Origin of the sequence: Collimonas humicola (assembly GCF_018304945.1) — a bacterium.
GTDB lineage: Bacteria > Pseudomonadota > Gammaproteobacteria > Burkholderiales > Burkholderiaceae_D > Collimonas > Collimonas humicola.
On the sequence record NZ_JAGQEE010000001.1, the window covers coordinates 1,684,407 to 1,700,480 of the forward strand.

Below are 16,074 nucleotides of genomic sequence, written 5' to 3' on the forward strand. Positions count from 1 at the left end.
GCGCGCTGTCGATTACTTGTATTTGGCGTCGGCCTTCTTGACAAACTCATTGGTGTAAGTCTGCGACAGGTCGATATTCTTGCCGGCCAGTTCAGGATCGAAGGCCTCCAGCGTATGCAAGGCGACCTTCGGACCTTCTTCCGGGATCATGCCGTCCGGCGACAGCGCTTCGCGCATCTTGTTGAAGGCGTCGAGATACAAGTCGCGATCGCCCAGCTGGTAACTCTCCGGCACGACCTTGGCGACGTCTGCCGGCGAAGCCTTCTGCAGCCATTTGAGCGCGCGCACCATGGCGTTGGTCAGGGCTTGCGTGGTGTTGGGATATTTCTTGATGAAATCGGCCGAAGCATACAAGGTAGCCGCCGGCATCGGGCCGCCGAACACCGCATTGGTGTCTTTCAGGGTGCGAGTGTCGGAGATGATCCTGATCTCGTTATCTTTCTGCATCATGGTGATCAGCGGATCGAGATTGACGATCACGTCGATGGAACCGGAACGCAGCGCCGACAAGGCGCCGGCCGAAGCGCCGACGCCGATGTAGGAAACGTCAGTCGGCTTGAGGCCGCCCTTGGCCAGCACGAAATTGGACATCATGCTGGTCGAGGAGCCCGGCGCCGTGACGCCTATCTTCTTGCCCTTGAGGTCAGCGATGGTCTTGTAGTTGGGCATGGTCTTGTTGGATACGCCCATGACGATCTGCGGCGCCCGGCCCTGCAGCACGAAGGCGGTGATGCGCTGGTTCTTGGCTTGCATGCTGATGGTGTGCTCGAATGCGCCGGAAACCACGTCGGCGCTGCCGCCGATCAGCGCCTGCAAGGCCTTGGCGCCGCCGGCGAAATCGGAAATCTGTACATCCAGGCCTTCATCCTTGAAATAGCCGAGCTGTTCGGCGATCGTCAAAGGCAGATAATAGAACAGGTTCTTGCCGCCGACCGCGATCGATACCTTGGTCTTCTCCGGCGTCTGCGCAAACAGGTTGCTGTTGAATGTCAGATAACCGGCCAGGAACAAACAAAGAGCAATTGCGAACTGCTTCCAGCTTAATTTCATGTTGTCTCCTCATGATTCTTTTCGGGATGTCGGTATACATGCTTGGCGATATCTTTCGCTCTACTGATGCAAAACACTTAAGCAAAATAACAGAATTCTCGCGGGCCGGCACGATCTGTCTAGCCATCTATGGAAAATTCTTTCCGAAAAACGAAAAACCCACGAAAAAAGCAAAATCGATATGAGCTGATCTGCGCTTCTTTCGTGGGTTTCGTGTTCTGCACGTACCGGGTAGTTAAGTCGCCCGCCGGTCCAGCATGGCGCGGGCGATGGTGCCGGCATCCACATATTCCAGCTCGCCGCCGACCGGCACGCCGCGCGCCAGGCGGCTCACCTGCAAGCCGCGGGCTTTCATGGTTTCGCTGATGTAGTGCGCCGTGGCTTCGCCCTCGTTGGTGAAATTGGTGGCCAGCACCACTTCCTTGACGACGCCGTCGGTAGCGCGGCCCACCAGTTTTTCCAGCTGGATGTCCTTGGGACCGATGCCGTCCAGCGGCGACAGCCGTCCCATCAGGACGAAGTACAGCCCCTTGAAAGTCAGGGTCTGTTCGATCATCAGCTGGTCGGTCGGCGTCTCGACCACGCACAGCAAGGTCGGATCGCGCTCGGGATCGAGGCAGGTTTCGCAAACCTCGTTCTCGGTAAAGGTATTGCAGAGCGCGCAATGGCGGATCTGCTCGACCGCCTGGGTCAGCGCCCGCCCCAGCAGGGCGGCGCCGTCACGGTCATGCTGCAGCAAGTGATAAGCCATGCGCTGAGCCGATTTCGGACCGACGCCTGGCAGATGACGCAAGGCTTCAGTGAGCAAGGTAAGACTGGAAGGTACTTTCACGCAGCGCTCAGTGAAGGGATGATCAGAACGGCAGCTTGAAACCGGCTGGCATGCCGGCGGTCAGGCCCGACATTTTTTCGGCCGACAGCGCTTCCGCCTTGCGTACTGCGTCGTTGAACGCGGCAGCCACCAGGTCTTCCAGCATGTCCTTGTCGTCCGCCAGCAGCGAAGCATCGATCGCCACGCGCTTGACCGCGTTCTTGCAAGTCATCACGACTTTCACCAGACCCGCGCCCGACTCGCCTTCGACTTCGATCAAGGCCAGTTGGTCTTGCATCTTTTTCATGTTGTCCTGCATTGCCTGGGCTTGTTTCATCAGCCCTGCCAGTTGGCCCTTCATCATGATACTTCTCCTGTAAAAAAATTAAATTTGCAAAACAAGGAGCGGACACTATGCCCGCCTACTTCGCTTCGCCTATCGGCTTGATTGATCCGGGTACGATCGATGCGCCGAATTCACGCATCATGCTCTGGATGAAAGGATCGTTCTGCGCGGTCTGCTCCGCCAGCCGCTGCCGTTCCGCCTGCGCCGCCATCGCCTGCGCGTTGGCGGTATGGCGTACGTTGCCAAGTTCGGTTTCCACTTTCACCGTGCGGCCGAAGTGTTCGCTGAGCGCGGCCGCCAATTTATCAACGCTGCCGGCGGAACGCAAGGTGTCGAGCGGAATCCGCAAATGGATCAGCGCCGCGGGGCCGCTGCTGTCGCACTTGATCAGCTCGCTCTGCTGCGCCAGCTGATGCGCTACGCCGCGCACCGCCAGGCCGGCAGCGAGCACCGGCCAGTTGCCGTCCCAGTTGAGGTTGGCGTCGGGCTGCAGCACCATCGGCGGCAACGGCTCGGCCGGAATCTGGGGCGGCGGCGCCACAGGCTCGGGACGCGGCGCCTGGCGCGCATTGCCGGCGCCATTGGCAGTCGGGCGCGACGGCGCTGGCGAATACGATTCAGTTTTTTTTTCAGCCGCTGAGCTGGAAAACTCGGTATCCGGCAAATCCATCGGCAGCGGGATCTCTTCTTCCCATGGCGGCACCGACGAATTTTGCGGTTCGTAGACTGGCGCCGCAGGCCGCGGCCTGGCTGCCGCCGGCGGAGCAGTCGCAGCCGGCGCAGGCATGGGCTCAGCAGCAACCGACTGTGCCGCTGCCGGGCGCGCAGCGCTACCGCCCTTGCGCGAAGAAGCTGCGGCGCGGGCCGCCTCCAGTGCGGCTCTGGCCGGACTCATGCCGCTGGTGTCGAGGCGGGTCACGGGCGCGCTGGTGCTGAGCGTCTGCGGCGCGCTGCTCAAGCGTGCTGCGGCGGGAGCGGCAGCCTGGGCAGCCGGCGCCGGCCGCGCAACAGCCGCCGCCGGAGCGGCATTAGCCTGCGGCCGCGGACGGCTGGCAGCCGGCGGCGTCACCGTGCTGCCATCGGCTTGCGGACGGAAGGCCAGCATGCGCAGCAAGGTCATCGAAAAGCCGGCGTATTCATCCGGCGCCAGGCCCAGTTCATTGCGGCCGTGGACGGCGATCTGGTAAAACAGCTGTACTTCTTCGGCATCGAACAAGCCGGCCAGGCGGATGATTTCTTCGCGTTCCGGCAAATCGTCGGCCAGCGCGGCCGGCACGCTTTGCGCCAGCGCGATCCGGTGCAGCAAGGTGCCCAGATCCTGCAGCGCGGCGCTGTAGGACAGGCTGCGGCTGGCCATGTCGTCGGCCACCGCCAACAGGCCGGGGCCGTCCTTTTGCGCCAGCGCGTCCAGCACGCGGATCAGGTAAGACTGGTCGAGCGCACCGAGCATGCCCTGCACCGCTTCCAGCGTCACCTTGCCGGCGGCATAGGCGATCGCCTGGTCGGTCAGCGACAGCGCATCGCGCATCGAACCGTGCGCGCCCTGCGCCAGCAAGCGCAAGGCCGGGGTTTCGAATTCAATTTTTTCCTGGCCGAGGATATTGTCCAGGTGGCTGATGATATGTCCGGGCGGCATCTGCTTCAGGTTGAACTGCAGGCAGCGCGACAGCACCGTCACCGGGATCTTCTGCGGATCGGTGGTGGCCAGGATGAACTTGACATGTTCCGGCGGCTCTTCCAGCGTCTTCAGCATCGAGTTGAAGGCATGGTTGGTCAGCATGTGCACTTCGTCGATCATGTAGACCTTGAAGCGGGCATTGGACGGCGCGTACACAGCCTGTTCCAGCAATTGCGCCATTTCATCGACGCCGCGGTTGGAGGCGGCGTCCATCTCGATGTAATCGACGAAACGCCCGGCGTCGATCGCCACGCAGGCGTCGCACACGCCGCACGGCGTTGCGGTAATGCCGCCGTTGCCGTCGGCGCCGATGCAATTGAGCGATTTCGCCAGGATGCGCGACAGGGTCGTCTTGCCGACGCCGCGGGTGCCGGTGAACAGATAGGCATGGTGCAGACGCTGTTGCTCCAAGGCGTGCGTCAAGGCCCTTACGACGTGTTCCTGGCCGACCAGCGTATCGAAGCTTCTGGGGCGATATTTACGGGCGAGGACTTGATAGGACATAGAGGCGAATAGGGTCTGCATGTTGTGAAATACAACCGACATTTTACCTGACAGACGAAGCCAGCATGCTTTTTAAACTCGGCGCCTTGCCGGCAGCCGCCGGCAGCCCCGAATCCTGTCGGCCAGGCAATGGCTGCGGGACTGAAAGCGGGCTCTAAACAATTGCAATAAAGCAGCTACCCGAAGGCCGCGGCAAAGGGTAAAGTCAAGGGGTAAAGTCAAGCGATATACCCCAATACCGAAGCATATCAGGAGACCAGGCATGCAAGGACAGACCCACGAAGTGACGAACCAGGTTGCTGAGCTGTATGGCAATAATCTTTACCTCGACGACACCATCCTGCAAAGCGGCGTCCAGCGCCTGCATGGGCAATGGCATGCCGATGCGCTGGCGCGCTACGGCGCCGAGCTCGGCAGCAAGGAAAGCTGGCAGCTGGCCGAACTGGCCAACCGCCACCAGCCCGAATTGAACACCTTCGACCGCACCGGCAACCGCATCGATTCCGTCGAATTCCATCCGGCCTGGCATGCCTTGCTGGGCATGCTGCGGCGCGAGGGCCTGCACGCCCTGCCCTGGATCAAGCCGCAAAGCGGCAGCCATGTGGCGCGCGCGGCCGGCTATTTCCTGCATGCCCAGGTGGAAGCCGGCTCGCTCTGTCCCACCACCATGACCTTCGCCGCTATCCCGGTGCTGCAGCAGGAGCCGGCGCTGTATGCCGCCCTGCAGGCAAAACTGTTGTCATGTGAACATGACAGCCGCGACCTCGCCCTCGAGCACAAGCACTCGATCCTGATCGGCATGGGCATGACGGAAAAGCAAGGCGGCTCCGATGTGCGCAGCAACACCACCGCGGCGCTGCCGCTGGAAGGCGGCAGCGGGCGCGGCGCCGGCTACCTGCTGACCGGCCATAAATGGTTTTTCTCGGCGCCGATGTGCGATGCCCACATGGTGCTGGCGCGCACCGAGATGGGCCTGAGCTGCTTTTTCGTGCCGCGCTGGCGGCCTGACGGCAGCAAGAATCCGGTACAGATCCAGCGCCTGAAAGACAAGCTCGGCAACCGCTCCAACTCCAGCAGCGAAGTCGAGTTCAGGGAAGCGTTCGGCATCATGGTCGGCGACGAAGGGCGCGGCATCCCGACCATCATCGAAATGGCCAACCACACCCGGCTCGATTGCGTCATCGGCTCGGCCGGCCTGATGCGCCAGGCGCTGGTGCAGGCGCTGCACCACGCGCGCAACAGGAGCGCGTTCGGCCGCGAGCTGGCGGAGCAGCCGCTGATGCAGAACGTCTTGTCCGACCTGGCCCTGGAAAGCGAAGCGGCGACCTTGCTGATGCTGCAGCTGGCCAGCGCCTTCGAGCATCCCGACGATCCCCTGCAGCGGGCCTGGCGCCGCATCGTCACGCCCGCCGCCAAATTCTGGATCTGCAAGCGCGCGCTGGAATTCACCGGCGAATGCATGGAAATCTGGGGCGGCAACGGCTATGTCGAGACCGGACCGATGGCGCGCTTCTACCGCGAAGCGCCGGTCAACTCGATCTGGGAAGGGTCCGGCAATGTGATGTGCCTGGACGTATTGCGCGCCATCGAACGCGAGCCGGCCGGCTTCGGCCTGCTGCTGGCGCAGCTGGGCGAAAGCGCCAGCCAGCATCCGGGCCTGCGCAGCATGCTGGACGACCTGATGAAGGATTTAGCGACGCCGCCGGATCAGCGCGAAATGCTGGGACGGCGCTTCGTCCAGCGGCTGGTGCTGACAGTGCAAGGCGCATTGATGCTGCAGCACGCGCCGGCCGTGATCGCCGAAGCCTTCATCGCCAGCCGCAGCGAAGCCACGGGCGGCCGCGTCTACGGCACCCTGGCGCCGCCGCATCTGCATAAAACCATCCTGCAGCGGACCTGGGCCAGCTAGCCGACGGATCGGCAGGCAGGGTTGGCAGGTTTCTTTCCCTCGCGTGACCGACATGCATCCGCGTGGGCAGAAAAAGCCTGCCCCCCTGTCGAAAACAATGCGTCCGCAGCGCTGAATCAAAACAGCCGGCGATACCCTGTATGGATATCGCCGGCTTGCTTGCAGCCCATCAGCAGGCGGTCTCAGTGGCCGCTGAACAGCTTCAGGATATTCTGCTTCTCTTCCTCTTGCGGCGTCGCCGGCGGCGCTCCGGGGGCTGGCGGTGCTGGCGGCGGCAGCGGCACGCCATCGGGGCCGATTTCAAGCGGCGCCGCTCCGGCGCCTAATCCCAGCGAGGCGATAAAGCCATTGCCCGGCGTGAAATTATCGAAGTAGAACTCGTTGTTGATGGTGGTGATGCCGGCCGGCATGGGCATCTGGGTTTGCGGCACCCCGCGCAGCGCGCGGCCCATGTACTCGGTCCAGATCGGCAAGGCCAGCTGCGCGCCGAACTCGCGGCTGCCCAGGCTTTTCGGCTGGTCGTAGCCCATCCATGCCACCGCCACCAGGGTATTCTGGTAGCCGGCGAACCAGCCGTCGAAAGCATCGTTGGTGGTGCCGGTCTTGCCGGCCAGGTCGGTACGGTGCAGCACATTGGTGCCGGCGCCGGTGCCGCGCTGCGCCACCGATTGCAGCAGGCTGGTCATGATGTAGCTGTTGCGCGCATCCAGCACCCGCGTGGCGTTCTCGCCGGCGACCTGCGGCTCGACCTTGGACAGCACGTTGCCGCGCGAGTCGGTCACTTGCGCGATCAGGTAGGGATTAACGCGATAGCCGCCGTTGGCCAGCACCGCATAGGCGCCTACCAGCTGCAGCGGCGTCACCTGGCCGGCGCCCAGCGCCAGCGGCAGGTAGGGCGGCGTCTTGTCGACATCGAAACCGAAATGGCTGGTGACGAAATCCTGCGCATACTTGACGCCGATCGCATCGAGCAGGCGGATCGATATCAGGTTCTTCGAACGCTGCAGGCCGGTGCGCAGCGGCATCGGGCCGTCAGGCTGGTCGTCGTCCTTCGGTTCCCAGGCATCCTGGCCGGGACCGCCCGGAAAAGACACTGGCGCATCGTTGATGATGGATGCCGGGCCGAAACCCTTTTCCAGCGCCGCCGAATAGATGAACGGCTTGAAGGTCGAACCCGGCTGGCGCCAGGCTTGCGTCACGTGGTTGAACTTGTTCTGGTTGAAGTCGAAGCCGCCCACCAGCGAACGGATGGCGCCGTTCTGCGGCGTCAGCGACACCATGGTCGCTTCCACCTGCGGCAGCTGGGTGATCTGCCAGCCCTTGGCGGTATTGATGACGCGGATCACCGAACCCTTCTGGATCTTCAGGTTCTTGCCGGCCTTGGCGCTCAAGGCGGAAGCGGCAAGCCGCAAGCCTTCGCCGCTGATGGTGACGGTGCTGTCGTTGCGCAGCATGACCTGCACCTGCTTGGGATCGGCGCTCAGCACAACGGCCGGCAGGATATCGTCGTTGTCGGGCTTATCCTGCAAGGCGTCTTCGATCGCCTGGTCGCGCTCGTCGCCGGCTGCCGGCAGTTCGATGGTCGCTTCCGGGCCGCGGTAGCCATGGCGGCGGTCGTAGTCCATCACGCCCTTGCGCACCGCATCGTAGGCCGCGGCCTGGTCCGCCGAATTGAGCGTGGTGATCACCGTCAGGCCGCGCGTATAGGTATCTTCCTTGTACTGCGCAAACAGCATCTGGCGCACCATTTCAATCGCATATTCGGCATGCACATTGTAGTTGTTGCCCTTGGTCTTGACCTGGATGTCTTCCGCTGCCGCCTGGTCGTACTGTTCCTGGGTGATGAACTTGAGATCGAGCATGCGCTTGAGGATGTATTGCTGGCGCACATGCGCGCGCTTCGGATTGACCACCGGATTGTAGGCTGAAGGCGCTTTCGGTAAGCCGGCCAGCATCGCCGCCTGCGCCAGGGTGATGTCCTTCAGGTCCTTGCCGAAATAGGTGCGCGCGGCCGCGGCGAAACCGAAGGAACGCTGGCCCAGGTAGATCTGGTTCATGTAGACCTCCAGGATCTGGTCCTTGCTCAGCGCCGACTCGATCTTGTAGGCCAGCAGGATTTCATAGATCTTGCGCGAATAGGTTTTTTCGCTGGACAGGAAGACGTTGCGCGCGACCTGCATGGTGATGGTGCTGGCGCCCTGCGATGCGCCGCCATGCATGATGTCGGTCAGGCCGGCGCGCAGGATGCCGATGACGTCGATGCCGCCATGCTGGTAGAAACGCGCATCTTCGATCGCCAGCACGGCATTCTTCATGTCGGCCGGAATATCGTCCAGCTTGACCAGGCTGCGCCGTTCTTCGCCGAATTCGCCGATCAGGACATGGTCGGCGGTGTAGATGCGCAATGGAACCTTAGGCTGGTAGTCGGTGATGGCGCCCAGGTCCGGCAGCTGCGGCGTCATGACTACCAGTGCATACGTCAGCAACAGCCCGCCGATGACAGCGCCCGCCAGGAACAGGCCGCCCACCGTCAGCAGCAATGCGTGGGCTACGCTGCCCTTACCGTTTTTCCTGGAGTTGCCGGAGTGCGCGTTGTTTGTATCTTGCTTGGTTCTGTTTGTTGATGACATAGCAATATTCGATGGAAATAGCCCTGTATCCTACAACATGCCGGGCCTGAAACCATAAAACGGCCATCATTTATGCATTGCTTGCCTGGTTGCGTGAGCGGCGGGCCTTTGCCTCGCCGCGATTCAGCAGGGACTCGATCATCTGACGCGTGGTAGCGGCGGCAAGTTCCGGCGACTCCATCGGAAACAGGTGGCCGCCCGGGATCTGCTTGAAATATTTGCCGACCAGCCGCTTGGTCGCATCCAGCCCGGCCTGGCGGCACTCGACCGAATCGACGCCGCCGACAAAGCCGATCGGCACAGGAAAACCGCGCTTGAGCACGGTGCTCATGTTATGCGGCAAGGTGCGGTAGACCGCGGTTTCGATATCGCGCCGGAAACGCAGCACCATATTGCCCTGCTCTTCTTCCAGCCCGCAGGTAATGTAGTCGCGCAAGACTTCCGGCGCCCAGTTGGCAAACACCTGCTTGCCGGCGAAATGCTGGTAGGCCGCCTCGGCGCTCGGCCACAGGTTGCGCCGCTTGGCGGAAAACCTGGCCGGCGGCACATGGTTGTCCAGGCCCAGCGCCTTGGCGCCGCGCAGCAAGGTGGCGCGCCAGCCCGCCACGACCGGCGTGTCCAGCATCACCACGCAGCTGACCAGGTCCGGCCGCCGTTGCGCCGCCAGCAGGGAAAGCCCGCCGCCCATCGAATGGCCGACCAGGATCACCGGCCGGCTGTAGCGCGCCGCCAGCTCGTCGATCAATTCCTGCACCAGCGCCGGCCAGCCGTCGGTGACCGGGTACTTCGGATTATGGGCGTGGATATCGAGCGAACGGACGTCATAGTCGCGCCGCAGAAAATCCAGGAACTGGCGATAAGTGCCTGCGGGGAAACTGTTACCGTGAACAAAATGCAAAATCGGGTGAATCGGATCGGTCATAGATAAGACAAGAAACCTGTTTTGATGGGGTCTTATTTAAAACCGAAAGTTGCGATGCGCCAAAGGGAATATTAGAGCCGCTGCTCAGGAGGCGTGCCCAAAAAAACATCCCCATGTCGTCCTGACCACGGGGATGCGCATACGGATCAAGGACAGCCGGCGGCTAGAACCGCCGCAAACCCTGGCCGGCAATCATCAGAAACGCGCGTTCATGCCCAGCCACAGGCGCCGGCCTTCATCCACCAGCCAGTTGCCGTTGATGGTGGCGCGCGGGCGGCGGTCGACGTCGACTACCTTGTCGGCGACGTTCAGCAGCGAGGCGTTCAGCGTCAGCATCTTGTTGACGATGTAGGATGCGCCGAGGTCGAAGGTGGTGGTGGCCGGACGCGTGCGCACGCCGGCGCCGCCATTGCGATAGGCCGCCCAGAACTGCTCGCTGACGTAATTGACGCGCGCAAAGCTGGATACTGCATCGCTCGGCTGCCAGTCGAGCTTGAGGTTGGCGGCATGCTTGGGCGTCTTGTCCAGCGGCCGGCCTTTCAGGGAACTGCCGTTGAACGCCGTTTCGCCCTCGCTTTCGCGCTTGGAATCGGTATAGGTATAGTTGCCCGACAGCTTCCATGCATTCGACAAAGGCACCGTCGCACCGAACTCGACGCCGCGGATATTCACCTTGGCGATATTGTTGTAAGTGTATAAAGGCAGCCCGGTCAGCGGATCGTTGCGGCCCGCATAGTCGCTCACGATCTTGTCCTTGAAGTCGTTGTTGAACACCGTCACGCTGCCCGTCAGGCCATCCGGACCGTCGTAGCGCAAGCCGATTTCCTGGTTGACGCTGGTTTCGGCCTTCAGGTCCGGATTGCCGTACAGGACGCCCGGCATCGAAGTCGGACCGCCGCTGGACATCACGTAGCCGGCCGAACTCTGGCGCAGGTTAGGCGCGCGGAAGGCCTTGGCGACGCCGCCGCGCAAGGTCAGCGTCGGCGACAACTGGTACACCGCATAGGCGCGCGGATTGAAGTGCTGGCCATACTTGTCGTCGTGGTCGAGGCGCAGGCCGCCGGTAAGCGACAGCTTGCTGGTGACAAAATATTCATCCTCGGCGAACAGCGCCCACGACTTGCGCGTGATCGAACCCGGATTGACATAGTTCAGCACGGTCTTGCCGATCCGGCTCGGGCTTTCGGCCGCGGTGCCATCCAGCTGGTTGTGGGTGTACTGGCCACCCACTTTCAAGATATTGGTAGTGAAAGGCAGCGTAGCCTGAGCGTCGAGGATGGTGTTGGTGATCTTCGGGCTGGCCAGCGCGGCTTCGGGGCCGGCGGGGCCGTCGGTCTTGCCGCTGAACTTGCCGATTTCCTGGTACAGGCTGACGTCGGTATTGCCGAAGGCCCAGCGGCCGTTATGGCTGGCCGCCCAATGGCTGCGGGTATCTTCCGAAATGGTCTGGCTGTCGTCCGCGGCCAGCGATTTTCCCGGCGTATAAGTTCGCTTCAGTTCTTCATGGCCGGCTTCCAGCGTGATGTCCTGGTTGCTGGCCGGCTTGATGCCCAGCTTGGCGGTGAGCGCGCGGGTATCGGTCTGGGCAGTGCCGTCCACGACCCGGTCTTCCTCGCGGGTATTCAGGTTGCCGTACAGCTGCAGGCCGACCACGTCGTCCTTGATCGGTCCCGCCAGGTAAAGTTCGCCCTGGTATTCATTGCCCAGGTTGGAACGTCCTTGCAGGATGGTGCTGGCGTTGAGCGCCCCGCCCCAGGCCTTCGGCACTTTGCGCGTGATGATGTTGATCACGCCGCCGATCGCATCCGAACCGTACAGCGACGACATCGGGCCGCGCACTACTTCGATGCGTTCGATCGCCGCCAGCGGCGGAATCAGGCTGGACTGGATGCCGCCGGTGCCGCGCGAGCTGGTTTCGCGCGTGCCCTGGCGCTTGCCGTCGACCAGGATCAGGGTGTATTCGCCGGGCATGCCGCGTATCGAAATATCCTTGGAATTATTGTCGCCGCCGACGATGCTGACCCCTTCCAGGTGGCTGACCGCGTCCTGCAGGTTGGCGAAAGGCTGCTTTTCCAGCTGCTCGCGGGTGATCACGCTGATCGATGCCGGCGCCTCCTTGATCTGCTGCTCGTAGCCGCTGGCGGTCACCACCACCTCTTTCAAGGTGGTCTCGGCAAAAGCCGGGCCGGCGCTCAACAACACGCCGCCGCACAAGGCCGGCAGCGCCAGTGCGCATTGCATGGTGCTTCTTTTCAATTTCAAATTCATTTCTACAGCTCCCTCGTGGTTCTAGTTGATAATTTTTATTGGTGATGATTTTGGTGGGTAACCGGCTTGCGCCAGCTTGTCCTGAGTCTTCTGTCAGGCGCCGAGGGTGGCGCCGCCGTCCACGCATAGTTCATGCATGGTGATATGGCGGGCGCGCTCCGAGGCCAGGAAGATCACGGCATCGGCGATGTCGGCGGCATCGGCAATCCGGCTCAGCGGAATCCCCAGCCGGAACTGCGCCAGCGAGCCGTTGATGACCGCCTGCCTGTGTTCGTCGCTGGTCCACAGCTGGCGCTGCATGGCGGTATCGGTGGAACCTGGCGAGACCACATTGCAGCGGATGCCGTGCACCGCCAGCTCCAGCCCGAGGCAACGGGTGAAGTGCGCCGAAGCAGCCTTGGATGCAGCATAGGCCGCCATCTGCTGGCGCGGCACCGCCGATGCATTCGACGCCACCGTCACGATCACGCCGCGCCGTCGCGGCACCATGCTGCTGGCCACTGCGCGGCACAGGCGAAATACGCCACCGACGTTGACGCTGAAAGTCTTATCCCAGTCGGCGTCGCTGCAATCGAGCGCAGAGCCAAGGCGCAAGATGCCGGCGGCATTGACCAGGATGTCTATCGCCCCCAGTTCGCGCTCGACTTGCGCTACCGCTGCATCGACCGCCGCGCTGTCGGCAACGTCGACGACAATGCCCAGCACTTGCGCGCCGCTGCCGGCGAGCGCATCGGCCTGCTGCGCCAGCACCTGCGGCTGCACATCGAACAGCGCCAACCTCGCGCCCTGCCGCGCCATGGCCTGCGCGACAGCCGCGCCTATGCCTTGCGCCGCGCCGGTGATCAGCACTACCTTGTCTTGAAATTCCATCTTGTCTTTCCTTGAGTTGTTAATCAAAGCTGTGCAACGAGCGCGCTGTCAGCATCTGTACGCACCGCAACGGCGGCGCCATGGAACGCCGCCGGCACCACCACAGGCGCGCCATCGCCCGGCGCCGCCAGCACGTCTGCCTCGACTTCATACAGTTGCCGCACCAGCTCCGGCGTGACGATGTCGCGCGCCGCGCCGCTGGCCAGGATGCGGCCGTTGCGCATCGCCACCAGGGTATCGGCGTAGCGCGCCGCCGCCATCAGGTCGTGCAGCACCATCACCACGCCGCGCCCGGCGGCAGCCAGCAAGCGGATGCGATTGAGGACATCGACCTGGTGTCCCAGGTCCAGCATGCTGGTGGGTTCGTCCAGCAACAGCAGCGGCGTCTCCTGCGCCAGCACCATCGCCAGCCAGCAGCGCTGGCGCTGGCCGCCGGACAACTGCTCCAGCGGCCGTTGCGCCAAAGCCGCCACATCGGTCGCCTGCAAGGCATGGCGCACTGCACGCTCGTCCTCGGCCGACCATTGCTGCAGCAAGCCCTGGTGCGGATGACGGCCGTAGCGCACCAGGCCGCTGACGCTGATGCCTTCCGGCGCTTGCGGCGCCTGCGGCAGCAAGGCCAGGCGGCGCGCGGCCTGTTGCGGACGCAGCTGCCACAGATCGTCGGCGCCGAGCCGGATGGCGCCCTGGCTCGGCTTGTGCAGGCGCGCCATGCAGCGCAACAGGGTCGACTTGCCGCAGCCGTTGGGGCCGACGATCACCGTCACTTTTCCAGGGACGATGCGCAGGTCGATGCCATGCAGGACCGGCGTTTTTTGATGGCTGGCGTGCAGGTCTTGCACCACCAGCGTCTGGTCGTTGCTCATTACATTTCCTTTTTACGTTCACTCAGCAGCAGCCACAGCAGGAACGGCCCGCCCAGCAGATTGCAAATCACGCCTACCGGCAATTCAGCCGCGGCCAGCAGCACCCGCCCCAGCGTATCGGCGCCGACCACCAGCAGCGCGCCCGTCAGCGCCGCGCTGAACAAGGCGATGCGGCCGCCGCCGACCAGCCTTTCGGCGATGAACGGCGCCGCCAGCGCGACAAAGGCAATCGGTCCGCAGACGCCGACCGCCAGCCCTGCCAGCAGCACCGCGCTGAGCAGCGCCTGCCACTGCGTCGCCCGCACCGGCAAGCCCAGGCCGCTGGCGATCTCCAGGTCGAAACGCAGCAGCGCCAGCCGTCGCGTACTCAACATAGTCAGCGGCAACAGAATCAGCAGGCCGATAGCCAGCGGCGCTACGGCGGCGTATGAGCGGCCGTTGAGGCTGCCGATGCTCCAGGCGTACAGCGAACTGGCATGCATCAGTTCCTGGCGCGACAAGGCCAGTTCGGTCACTGCGCGCAACAGGCTGGACAAGGCCAGGCCGACGATCAGCAGGCGCTGCCCGCGCCGTCCCAGGTTGCCGGACGCGATCAGCAGCAGGAGCACTGCGCCCAAGGCGCCCAAAGGTCCGACCCACCACGGGCCGAACATGCCGGCCGCGCTGCTGATCAGCGCCACGAACACGCCCAGCGTGGCGCCATCGGCCACGCCCAGCAGATCAGGGGTTGCCAGGCGGTTGCGGGTCAGGGCCTGGATCAGGCAGCCGGCCAGTCCCAGCGCGATCCCGGCCAGCAAGCCGACCAGGATCCGCGGCAAGCGGAATTCCAGCACCAGCAATTGCAAGCCCGGCGCGCCCTGGCCGCGCAGCACCGCCAGCAACTGCTGCGGCGACAGCCAGGTCGAACCGGCCATCAGCGCCACGCCGACAGCGGCCGACAGCAATGCGCACAAGCCGAGGCCGGCCCACAAGGAGCGGCGCGCAAACAGCAGGGAAAAGCGGCCGCAGCGCAGCAGCTGCGCGCCGCTTTCCAGCTGTACAGGCGGCGCCTTCGGCGGCAGATTTTCCGCTGCAGGAAAGGCGTCGTTCATAAGGCTGCTCCGTTCTGCCAGGCCTTCGAGCGCGCCAGCCAGATCAGCAGCGGCGCGCCGGCCAGCGCCGTCATCACGCTGATCGGCGTTTCAAACGGCTGCACCGCCAGCCGCGCCGCCAGGTCGGCCGCCAGCAGCAGGCCGGCGCCCAGCCAGGCTGCGATCAGCAGCTGCGTTGCCAGTCCGGCGTGGTGTGAAGACGGCATCAGAGCCCGCGCCAGGGAGCGCGACAAGAAGCGTGACAAATACGGCGCCAGCAGGCCCAGGAAGCCGATCGGACCAGCCAGCGCCACCGCGCTGCCCGTCAGCAAAGTAACGCTCAAGGCCACGCCCAGCCGCAAGGGCAAGGGCCGGTGCCCCAGCGAACGGGCGATGTCGTCGCCCAGCAGCAGCGCCGACAAGGGCCGCGCCAGCAGCAGCGCAGAACACAAACCCGCCAGCACCACCGGCGCTGTCCACAGCGTCATGCCCGGCGTGACGCCGGCCAGCGAACCCAGCACCCAGAAGCGATACTGGTCGTAGCCGGCAGGCTGCGACAGCAGGATGGCCGAGCTGATGCCGATGAAGGTAGCGCCCAGCGCGACCCCGGCCAGCACCAGCCGCAACGGCGCCGCCGCATGATGGCCGGCCTGCGCCACCGCCAGCACGCAGGCATTGCCCAGCAAAGCGCCGAGCCCCGCCCACAGCAGATAGCCGGGACCGTTCTCGACGCCGGCCCAGGCAATGCCGACCACCACGCCCAGCGCAGCGCCGGCATTGACGCCCAGCAGGCCGGGCTCCGCCAGCGGGTTGCGGGTCACGGTCTGCATCAGCATGCCGGCCACGCCAAGCGCGCTGCCGACCAGCAAGGCCGCCGCCATGCGCGGCAAGCGCAGGCTCAGCAGCACCGTCTGCAGCTGCGCATCGCTGCGCGCAGCGGCATCGCCCAGCAGGAAAGCCAGGGCCTGGCCCGGACGGATCTCGCCGGCGCCAATCAGCAAGGACGCCAGCGCCAGCACAGGCACCGACAACAGCAATAACAGTAGCAAGGCCCGGCGCAACGCCGGGCGATTTACAGGTTCAAGCACAAAGACTCCGGGAAGGTGCTTTAAAGCGGCCTTCAAAAATGCCGTCGTCCTCGCGAACAGGG

Annotated in this window: 12 protein-coding genes; 1 reads left to right on the forward strand and 11 read right to left on the reverse strand. The window is 63.8% G+C overall.

Annotated features, from left to right (window positions below; genetic code table 11):
* Positions 1 to 12 precede the first annotated feature (12 nt).
* From KHU30_RS07570 to KHU30_RS07585, 4 genes are all read right to left on the reverse strand, one after another.
* Positions 13 to 1,050 (reverse strand): ABC transporter substrate-binding protein, encoded by a 1,038-nt coding sequence (locus tag KHU30_RS07570; protein WP_211441935.1) that lies wholly within the window; start codon positions 1,048 to 1,050, stop codon positions 13 to 15.
* A 235-nt stretch (positions 1,051 to 1,285) separates the two neighbouring features.
* Positions 1,286 to 1,882, reverse strand: coding sequence for a recombination mediator RecR (gene recR / locus KHU30_RS07575; protein WP_211441936.1), 597 nt, complete (start codon positions 1,880 to 1,882; stop codon positions 1,286 to 1,288).
* Positions 1,883 to 1,904: 22 nt separating this feature from the next.
* On the reverse strand, positions 1,905 to 2,225 hold the full coding sequence (locus KHU30_RS07580) for a YbaB/EbfC family nucleoid-associated protein (protein ID WP_014006791.1): 321 nt from the start codon (positions 2,223 to 2,225) through the stop codon (positions 1,905 to 1,907).
* Between the two features lie 58 nt (positions 2,226 to 2,283).
* Positions 2,284 to 4,389 (reverse strand): DNA polymerase III subunit gamma/tau, encoded by a 2,106-nt coding sequence (locus KHU30_RS07585; protein WP_211442269.1) that lies wholly within the window; start codon positions 4,387 to 4,389, stop codon positions 2,284 to 2,286.
* 262 nt (positions 4,390 to 4,651) lie between these two features.
* On the opposite strand from KHU30_RS07585, the gene KHU30_RS07590 reads away from it, so the two are divergent.
* A complete protein-coding gene (locus KHU30_RS07590) occupies positions 4,652 to 6,298 on the forward strand; it encodes an isovaleryl-CoA dehydrogenase (protein ID WP_211441937.1) in 1,647 nt (548 codons plus the stop codon).
* Between the two features lie 182 nt (positions 6,299 to 6,480).
* Here the strand turns inward: KHU30_RS07590 and KHU30_RS07595 are convergent, their stop codons facing one another.
* From KHU30_RS07595 to KHU30_RS07625, 7 genes are all read right to left on the reverse strand, one after another.
* Positions 6,481 to 8,928, reverse strand: a complete 2,448-nt coding sequence (locus tag KHU30_RS07595; protein WP_211441938.1) for a penicillin-binding protein 1A — start codon at positions 8,926 to 8,928, stop codon at positions 6,481 to 6,483.
* Between the two features lie 70 nt (positions 8,929 to 8,998).
* Complete coding sequence (locus tag KHU30_RS07600; RefSeq protein ID WP_211441939.1) at positions 8,999 to 9,850, reverse strand: alpha/beta fold hydrolase; 852 nt, start codon at positions 9,848 to 9,850, stop codon at positions 8,999 to 9,001.
* 195 nt (positions 9,851 to 10,045) lie between these two features.
* Complete coding sequence (locus KHU30_RS07605) at positions 10,046 to 12,118, reverse strand: TonB-dependent receptor domain-containing protein (protein WP_230427226.1); 2,073 nt, start codon at positions 12,116 to 12,118, stop codon at positions 10,046 to 10,048.
* Between the two features lie 93 nt (positions 12,119 to 12,211).
* Positions 12,212 to 12,988 carry a 2,3-dihydro-2,3-dihydroxybenzoate dehydrogenase gene (locus KHU30_RS07610; RefSeq protein WP_211441940.1) on the reverse strand — a complete coding sequence of 259 codons (777 nt, stop codon included), beginning with the start codon at positions 12,986 to 12,988 and terminating at the stop codon, positions 12,212 to 12,214.
* 23 nt (positions 12,989 to 13,011) lie between these two features.
* Positions 13,012 to 13,854 (reverse strand): ABC transporter ATP-binding protein, encoded by an 843-nt coding sequence (locus KHU30_RS07615; RefSeq protein WP_211441941.1) that lies wholly within the window; start codon positions 13,852 to 13,854, stop codon positions 13,012 to 13,014.
* Complete coding sequence (locus tag KHU30_RS07620; RefSeq protein WP_211441942.1) at positions 13,854 to 14,945, reverse strand: FecCD family ABC transporter permease; 1,092 nt, start codon at positions 14,943 to 14,945, stop codon at positions 13,854 to 13,856. The genes KHU30_RS07615 and KHU30_RS07620 overlap by 1 nt, the downstream gene beginning before the upstream one ends.
* Positions 14,942 to 16,012: a FecCD family ABC transporter permease gene (locus tag KHU30_RS07625; protein WP_211441943.1), complete on the reverse strand. Its 1,071-nt coding sequence runs from the start codon at positions 16,010 to 16,012 to the stop codon at positions 14,942 to 14,944. Before KHU30_RS07625 ends, KHU30_RS07620 begins: the two co-directional genes overlap by 4 nt.
* Between the last annotated feature and the right edge of the window lie 62 nt (positions 16,013 to 16,074).

Bases quoted from the DNA above. Each gene is read 5' to 3' on its own strand.
- KHU30_RS07570 (WP_211441935.1), bottom strand. From the start codon at position 1,050: ATGAAATTAAGCTGGAAGCAGTTCGCAATTGCTCTTTGTTTGTTCCTG.
- KHU30_RS07580 (WP_014006791.1), bottom strand. From the start codon at position 2,225: ATGATGAAGGGCCAACTGGCAGGGCTGATGAAACAAGCCCAGGCAATG.
- KHU30_RS07585 (WP_211442269.1), bottom strand. From the start codon at position 4,389: ATGTCCTATCAAGTCCTCGCCCGTAAATATCGCCCCAGAAGCTTCGAT.
- KHU30_RS07590 (WP_211441937.1), top strand. From the start codon at position 4,652: ATGCAAGGACAGACCCACGAAGTGACGAACCAGGTTGCTGAGCTGTAT.
- KHU30_RS07595 (WP_211441938.1), bottom strand. From the start codon at position 8,928: ATGTCATCAACAAACAGAACCAAGCAAGATACAAACAACGCGCACTCC.
- KHU30_RS07600 (WP_211441939.1), bottom strand. From the start codon at position 9,850: ATGACCGATCCGATTCACCCGATTTTGCATTTTGTTCACGGTAACAGT.
- KHU30_RS07605 (WP_230427226.1), bottom strand. From the start codon at position 12,118: ATGAATTTGAAATTGAAAAGAAGCACCATGCAATGCGCACTGGCGCTG.
- KHU30_RS07610 (WP_211441940.1), bottom strand. From the start codon at position 12,988: ATGGAATTTCAAGACAAGGTAGTGCTGATCACCGGCGCGGCGCAAGGC.
- KHU30_RS07615 (WP_211441941.1), bottom strand. From the start codon at position 13,854: ATGAGCAACGACCAGACGCTGGTGGTGCAAGACCTGCACGCCAGCCAT.
- KHU30_RS07620 (WP_211441942.1), bottom strand. From the start codon at position 14,945: ATGAACGACGCCTTTCCTGCAGCGGAAAATCTGCCGCCGAAGGCGCCG.